The organism is Lactobacillus equicursoris DSM 19284 = JCM 14600 = CIP 110162 (assembly GCF_001434815.1).
GTDB classification, from domain to species: Bacteria; Bacillota; Bacilli; order Lactobacillales; family Lactobacillaceae; genus Lactobacillus; species Lactobacillus equicursoris.
In genome coordinates, this window is sequence record NZ_AZDU01000064.1 from 1 (window position 1) to 7,075 (window position 7,075).

6 protein-coding genes are annotated in these 7,075 nt (G+C 49.2%); 3 read left to right on the forward strand and 3 right to left on the reverse strand.

Features of this window, described 5'->3' with window-relative positions; all coding sequences use genetic code 11:
• Positions 1 to 121: 121 nt before the first annotated feature.
• Together FC20_RS08795 and FC20_RS08800 are read right to left on the reverse strand one after the other, a co-directional pair.
• Positions 122 to 565 carry an Rrf2 family transcriptional regulator gene (locus FC20_RS08795; protein WP_008463139.1) on the reverse strand — a complete coding sequence of 148 codons (444 nt, stop codon included), beginning with the start codon at positions 563 to 565 and terminating at the stop codon, positions 122 to 124.
• A 47-nt stretch (positions 566 to 612) separates the two neighbouring features.
• Positions 613 to 1,248, reverse strand: a complete 636-nt coding sequence (locus FC20_RS08800; RefSeq protein ID WP_008463141.1) for an NAD(P)-dependent oxidoreductase — start codon at positions 1,246 to 1,248, stop codon at positions 613 to 615.
• 669 nt (positions 1,249 to 1,917) lie between these two features.
• Between FC20_RS08800 and FC20_RS08805 the strand changes: the two genes are divergently transcribed.
• From FC20_RS08805 to FC20_RS08815, 3 genes are all read left to right on the forward strand, one after another.
• Positions 1,918 to 3,096, forward strand: a complete 1,179-nt coding sequence (locus FC20_RS08805; RefSeq protein ID WP_008463143.1) for an SAM-dependent methyltransferase — start codon at positions 1,918 to 1,920, stop codon at positions 3,094 to 3,096.
• A gap of 63 nt (positions 3,097 to 3,159) precedes the next feature.
• Positions 3,160 to 3,627, forward strand: coding sequence for a methylated-DNA--[protein]-cysteine S-methyltransferase (locus tag FC20_RS08810; protein ID WP_008463145.1), 468 nt, complete (start codon positions 3,160 to 3,162; stop codon positions 3,625 to 3,627).
• A 145-nt stretch (positions 3,628 to 3,772) separates the two neighbouring features.
• Positions 3,773 to 5,503: an EAL domain-containing protein gene (locus FC20_RS08815; RefSeq protein WP_008463147.1), complete on the forward strand. Its 1,731-nt coding sequence runs from the start codon at positions 3,773 to 3,775 to the stop codon at positions 5,501 to 5,503.
• A gap of 75 nt (positions 5,504 to 5,578) precedes the next feature.
• Here FC20_RS08815 and brnQ read toward each other — a convergent pair whose 3' ends face one another.
• On the reverse strand, positions 5,579 to 6,892 hold the full coding sequence (brnQ, locus tag FC20_RS08820; protein ID WP_236697659.1) for a branched-chain amino acid transport system II carrier protein: 1,314 nt from the start codon (positions 6,890 to 6,892) through the stop codon (positions 5,579 to 5,581).
• Between the last annotated feature and the right edge of the window lie 183 nt (positions 6,893 to 7,075).

The window sequence follows — 7,075 nt, forward strand, 5'->3', positions numbered from 1 at the left end:
AATTAGTGTCCTAATTTCGGGGGTCATATCAGGAGGAGATCCCTTGCGCCTTTTTCTATATTATTCTTGATTGCTTTTAGTATATAGCGATTGCTGAACTTTTGCAAAAAATAATTAATAATCACGCCTGCTTTTCTGCGTTCACTTCCTGGTGAAGGTCATGAACGACTTCAGCCACGTTGTGCTTTTTTAAGTCTTCTTCAAATTCCCGCTGAATGTCGTCCAGCTTGTCGTCTAAGGCCGCGTGGATGTTGCGGCCAACCGGGCAAGCAGGGTTCGGATTTTCGTGGAAGTTGAAGAGCTGGTCCTTATTTTTTTCCACAGCCTCGTAGACATCGTAAAAAGTGATCTGGTCTAAGGGGCGGGTGATGGAGATGCCGCCAGGTCCGCGCTTGGTTTCGATCAAGCCCGCTTTTTGCAAATCGGACATGATGTTGCGGATGATGACAGGGTTGCTGCCAATGCTGGAAGCCAAAAGCTTACTGGTGACTTTTTCTTCGTTGCCAAAAAATTCTGTGGCTGCTAAAACATGGATAGCAATGGTAAATTTGGTTGATACTTGCAAGTTTTGCTCCTTCTTACGGCAAAAACAGGCGACTTGGCGCCTGTTTTTTAAGCCTTAACGACTGAAATTCTTTCTTTATTATGAGTGCCCTTTTCAATTTCGTCAACCATGGCGACTGCGTAGTCAGCGTAAGAAATGACGCTTTCGCCAGCTGGGTTCAAGGTCAGTTCTTCTCCGCCAAGAATGTACTTGCCGGTCTTGGCGCCATCTGCTTGGAAGTCAGCGGCAGGAGAGATATAGATCCAGTTGACATCATTACGTTCACGCAGCTTGTCTAAAGCCTCACCCATGGCAGTAGCTAGCGGCTTAAAGTCGTCTGGGAAGTCCGGCGTTTCTGACAGGTGGGTGGTGTGGTCCTTGTCAACGTACAAGCTGCCGGCCCCACCGACTACCAAGAGGCGGGTGTTGGTCCCAGCAACCAGGTCAGCCAGGTGCATCAGGCTAGTTGTGTGGAGAGGCAGGGTTTCCGGGGTGAAGGCACCGAAGGCGTCAACGACCGCGTCAAAGCCAGCCAGGTCTTCCTTGGTCAGGTCAAAAAGATCCTTTTTCACATAGTGCTGAGCGGCGGTGTCGTTAGTGTGGCGGCCAAAGCCAGTGACGTCAAAGCCGCGGTTAACTGCTTCTTCAGCGATCTTCTTGCCGGCCTTGCCATTAACAGCGATGATTGCGATTTTCTTGTTCATGTTATGTACCTCGTTTAAATGTAATACTACTTGTTTCATCTGATAGTTATAATATACATGCTTACATCTAAGATGTCAACAATTTTATTACATTTTTTCTGCATTAGTAAAGAGATGGAGAAAAGCAAAGCTCTAGGACCCACTTTTGAATTGAGGTGATGTTATAGTATGTCCAATGAAAATTTGCTAGATGAGTTTATCGAACCGCTAGATAGCGGGAAACCGCTTGGGATTACCGATGACTATATGTTTTAATTTGTCACGCCTAAAGGTCCCTCGCGAAAAGTGGAACGAGTACCGTGAGAAGATTGAACCGCAGAAGGGTCAAGTCCACATCCTGGTCTTTGGCCAGCATGGTCTGCGTGCATGGCGATTTGGCTGGATGCGCCGATTACCAATACTTTTGTCATTTCTTGCCTCCGATTGCTGTCGACAATTCACTTACTTTTAGTAAATGATGTCGCAAGCAAAAATCTGAAGCAAGCAATAATACTTATAAGCTTTCTTTTTATCTTAAAAAAGAACAAACATTTTTTGCCTAGTAATACCGTGATGTAAGTGAATTATGCTTTTTCTGAAATTGAAAATTTACTTAAAAAAGATAAATTCTATACCTAGCAAAAATGCAGATTAGGACTATAATAGCAGGTATAGAAAGAAGGCAACACCATGCTAGAAAAAACGTTCTATAAGCTCTTACTCAGTCATTCTTTCACCATGCCAGTCAGGGTTATCTACTGGGATGGCAAAGAAGAAGTCTACGGAAACGGGGCCCCGCAAGCGACCATCCGCTTTAACGAGAAGATCCCGGTAGCGGATTTGCGCAAGAACGCCTCCATTGCCCTGGGCGAAGCTTATATGGACAAAAAGCTCGAGATTAACGGCAGCATCCAGCAGGTCATCGAATCGGCCTACGAAAGCAAGGACTCCTTCATGCGGAGCAGCAAGTTCCGCCACTTTTTGCCTAAGCAGGGACACGGGGAAAAGGAAAGCGCCGACGACATCCAGAGCCACTATGACGTGGGCAACGACTTCTACAGGCTGTGGCTAGACGACACCCTGACTTACTCTTGCGCCTATTTTAAGGGCGAAAACCGCGATGATTTGAAACAGGCCCAGCTCGACAAGGTCCACCATATCTTAAACAAGCTCGACCCGCAAAAGGGCAAGACTCTCCTCGATATCGGCTGTGGCTGGGGGACCTTGATGCTGACGGCCGCTAAAGAATATGGCTTGAAGGTCACCGGCGTCACCCTGAGCCAGGAACAATATAATTTGGTCCAGGACACAATTCAAAAAGAGGGCCTGGAAGACGTGGCGGAAGTCCTCTTAACCGACTACCGGGAGTTGGGCGACCGGCAGTGGGACTATGTGACCAGCGTCGGTATGTTTGAGCACGTTGGCAAGGAAAACATGGGCCTGTACTTTAAAGACGTTGCCCGTTACCTGAGCCCTAACGGCGTGGCCCTGATCCACGGCATCACCCGCCAGCAGGGCGGAGCGACTAATGGCTGGATCAACAAGTACATCTTTCCAGGCGGCTATGTGCCGGGCCTAGCCGAAATGGTCGAGCACATTACGGGAAACAACCTGCAGATCGCCGACATCGAGATGCTCCGCCGCCACTACCAGCGGACCCTGGAAATCTGGGATCAGAACTTTAATGAGCATCGCTCCATCATCCAAAAAGAAATGGGCGAGCGCTTCACCCGGATGTGGGACCTCTATTTGCAAGCCTGTGCAGCCTCATTTGAATCGGGCAACATCGACGTCATGCAATTTCTCTTGACCAAGGGGCCATCGGGCAAGAACCTGCCCCTTACCCGGGAATACATGTACCAGGATTAATTTTTAAAAAGGGATAGTATAATATGAAATAAAACAAGCGCAGGCAAATGTAGGAGAAGCAGAATGACCGGCTACGCAATTTACGACTACCCCTTTGGCCAGGTGAAGATCGGCTACGAAGATGACCTAATCACCTTGATTGGGCCTGTGAAAGATCAAACGGATGTAAAGGACCGAGGGGAAAAGACGCCCTTAATCGACCAGGTCTTTCAACAAATCACCGAATACCTAGCTGGAAAGAGGAAGACTTTTTCCATCAACTACCGCCTCTCCGGCACCCCCTTCCAAGAAAGGGTCTGGCATGCGCTGGAAAAAATTCCCTACGGGGAAACCCGCAGCTACAAGGAAGTTGCCGAGGCCATCGGCAATCCTAAAGCGGTTCGGGCCATTGGCGGGGCCAACAACAAGAACCCAATCATGATCGTTGTGCCCTGCCACCGGGTCCTGGGGGCTGATGGTAGCTTGACTGGCTATGCCGGCGGCATTGCCATGAAGCAGGCTCTGGTAGAATTAGAAAAAAAGAATAAGTAACATATGCCAAAAAGCCGTGATTTCCCAAGAAGATCACGTTTTTTTCATGCGTTCCTTGCACCTACTTACTGAATTCAAGCTGAAAAAATGATATGATATTTATAATCAACGAGCTATTATAGCGCATCTAGTAGGTGGTTAGAATATGCACAAGTATCATTTTTCCAAGGAAGTCAGACAAACATTAGAAGGCTTGCCCATTCCCATTGCCTTTTACCAATTTTTAGACCACAGGGTCGTGCCTCTGCTCTTATCACAGGGCTTTTTGGACTTTTTCGGCATTAAAGAAATGGCCGAGGGGATCGACCTCATGACTAACGACATGTACCGGGACACCCACCCAGACGATGTGGCCCGGGTGGCCGACATCGCCTACCGCTTTGCCATCAAGGGCGGCATTTACAATGCTGTTTACCGGACCAAAAATGTGGGCCAGGATGGCTACCACCTGATCCACTCGACCGGCATGCACATGTTCATGGAAGACGGCAGCCGAATCACCATTGTGGTCTACATGGACGAATCCAGCCTGGCTAATGATGTCTCCGCTGCCAGCCAAGAACTGAACCGCTACCTTAAAGAAAACGTCCAGCTGGAAGGCTGGATCCGCCGCAACCAGTACGACGACTTAACGGGTCTGCCCAACATGGGCTACTTTATCATGCTGGCTGAAGCCGGCAGCAAGCGTTTGCGGCAAAATGGGGAAGAGCCCGTCATTTTGTTTATTGACTACAATAACTTAAAGTACTACAACCACACCTTTGGCCTGGCTAGCGGCAATGAGCTTTTATTGGGCCTAGCAATTGCTTTGCGGGGAATTTTTGGTTCAGAATATACCGGCCGTTTTGACTCGGACCACTTTGCCGTTTATACGACTAAAAAAGATCTGGAGGCAAAACTCGGGAAGCTTTTTTGCCAGGTCAGCAGCTTAAACCATGGCAACAGCCTGTCCGTGCGGGTCGGGATCGTGCCACTTGACCAGGATAAAAAGGTGTCCACTGCCTGCGATGAGGCCAGAATCGCCGCTAATTCTGTCAAGGATCGGTCTAAGTCTGGCTTTGCCCACTTCACCAAGGACCTGGAAGAAAAGACGGCCATGAAGGAGTACATCCTGGCCCGCTTTCGAGAAGCGCTGAAAGAGCACTGGATCAAGGCTTACTACCAGCCGATCGTAGATGCTAAGACTGGGAAGGTCACTGACGAAGAAGCACTGGCCCGCTGGATTGATCCTAATTACGGGATGATCACGCCGGACAACTTTATCCCGGTCTTAGAAGACGAGGGCCTCTTGTACCTGCTTGACCTCTACATGGTGGACCAGGCCATTGAATTTTTAAAGAAAAAGCAATCCCTGGGCATCAAGCAGCCGCCGATTTCCATCAACCTGTCAGAAAAAGACTTTATGGCGGGGCCCATAATTGTGGAAATTAACAAACGGCTCAACCAAGCCGGCATCTCGAAAAAGCTCTTCACCATCGAAATCACGGAGCGGTCCATTGGCCGCAATCCTGAGCTCTTAAAAGAAATCATGAACGAGCTCCACGCCAATGGTTACGAGGTCTGGCTGGATGACTTTGGCAGCGACTACTCTTCTTTGAACATTATCGGGGATTACGTTTTTGACCTGATCAAGATCGACCTCAAGTTCTTGAAGAGTTTTGACACTAATCCCAGAAGCCGCCTGATTTTGGAAGGGATTATTGGATTTACCAAAAAGTTCCAGATCCCAACCGTCAATGAGGGCGTGGAAACGGAAGAAGAGGCCGACTTCTTGCGCCAGTGCGGCACCAGCAAGTTCCAGGGCTACCTCTACAGCCGTCCTTTGCCAGGCGAGGAGTTATTGGCCAAGTACCAGCAGGGCGTTTTAGAATGTTAGTAATATGTAAGAAATCAAAAAATCAAAAACGCGATTTTCCCTTGAGGAAGATCGCGTTTTGTTTAGTTCAGTATGTTATTTTGATTTGTTGCTCTTGATCAAGCGGCGGATTGCCAAGATGACGTAGGCAATGAGGAAGGGCACCAGCCAGCCCAGGCCGTCTCTGTAAAGTGGCAGGTTGGAGTAGATTTTTACCAAAAAAGCTGGCTGGCTTGGCAGGGCCTTGAAGAAGTCGCCAAGTGCGCAGATAAAGGTGACAGCCGTGATGATTTGGCAGTCGCTTTTTTCAAAATGGCAGAAGTTCCCGGTCAAGGCCATGATGATCAGGGAAATGGCCAAAGGGTAGAGCAGCATCAAGAAGGGCGTGGAGATGGAAATGATGGCATCTAACCCAATGTTGGCGACTGCCAGGGCGAAGACGCTGAAGAAGATGGCCCACTTGTTATAAGAATACTTAGGGAAGAGACCGTTGAAGGTTTCAGCGCAGGCCGTGATCAGGCCAATTGCAGTCTTGAGGCAGGCGATGAAGATCATTAGGGCAAAGAGGATGGCGCCAAAGCCCGGGAAGTAGTGGTGGGCGATATTGGCCAAGATAGTGCCGCCGTTGTCAGCGATCCCAAGCGGCCGGCTGGTGGCGCCGGCTAAGGAGGTAATGCCGTAGATGATGGCCATCAAGATACTGGTCAAGATTCCGGTCTTCACGGTTTCCTTGGCGATCTGGTCGGGCTCAGTCACGCCAAAGGCCTGGATGCTGGAGACGACGATGATGCCAAAGGCTAGGCCCGCTAAGACGTCTAGGGTGTTGTAGCCGGCCAAGACCCCGGTCAGGAGGGGACTTTTAGCATAGGCACCCAGCGCCTTGCCGCTGGCTGAGCCGGTTGGGTGCAAAAGCGCCGTGATCATGATGGTGAAAAAGACGATCAAGAACATGGGCGTTAAGAACTTGCCGATCCAGTCCATGATCCGGCCGGGACGCAGGGAGAAGAACAGCATCAAGGCAAAGAAGATCAGGGTAAAGAGGAAGAGACCCAGCTGCTTGTTGAGGGTGCCTGGCAGAAGGCTAGAGATCCCCGTTTCAAAGGGCACGGTAAAGCAGCGGGGGATGGCAAAGAAGGGCCCAATTGAGAGGTAGAGCAGGCAGGTAAAGAAGAGGGCAAACTTTTTGCCAACTCGGGAACTGAGATCAAAGAGGCCAGTCGACTTGGTGATCCCCAGGGCTGCAATGGCTAAGAGGGGCATCCCAACCCCGGTGATCAAGAAGCCCAGCAGGGCCAGCCAGACATGGCGCCCTGCCGCCTGGCCTAAGTAGGCCGGGAAGATCAGGTTGCCCGCCCCAAAGAAGAGGCCAAAGAGCATGCTGGAAATCGTCAGCGATTCCGTTAAGGTCATTTTTTTCTTCATAAAGTTAGTAACATTTCCTTTCAGTAGGCGAATTCACAAGCTTTTTCACTTTTCTCAAGACTATTAGTGGTTTATAATAGAAATTTGCAAGTGTTTTGTTTGATATTTTTTGGTAAATTGCAAGAATAATTTGAACACCTACTAAATTTGGTAGATTTTATCCATTTCAGA

Bases quoted from the DNA above. Each gene is read 5' to 3' on its own strand.
- brnQ (WP_236697659.1), bottom strand. From the start codon at position 6,892: ATGACCTTAACGGAATCGCTGACGATTTCCAGCATGCTCTTTGGCCTC.
- FC20_RS08800 (WP_008463141.1), bottom strand. From the start codon at position 1,248: ATGAACAAGAAAATCGCAATCATCGCTGTTAATGGCAAGGCCGGCAAG.
- FC20_RS08810 (WP_008463145.1), top strand. From the start codon at position 3,160: ATGACCGGCTACGCAATTTACGACTACCCCTTTGGCCAGGTGAAGATC.
- FC20_RS08805 (WP_008463143.1), top strand. From the start codon at position 1,918: ATGCTAGAAAAAACGTTCTATAAGCTCTTACTCAGTCATTCTTTCACC.
- FC20_RS08815 (WP_008463147.1), top strand. From the start codon at position 3,773: ATGCACAAGTATCATTTTTCCAAGGAAGTCAGACAAACATTAGAAGGC.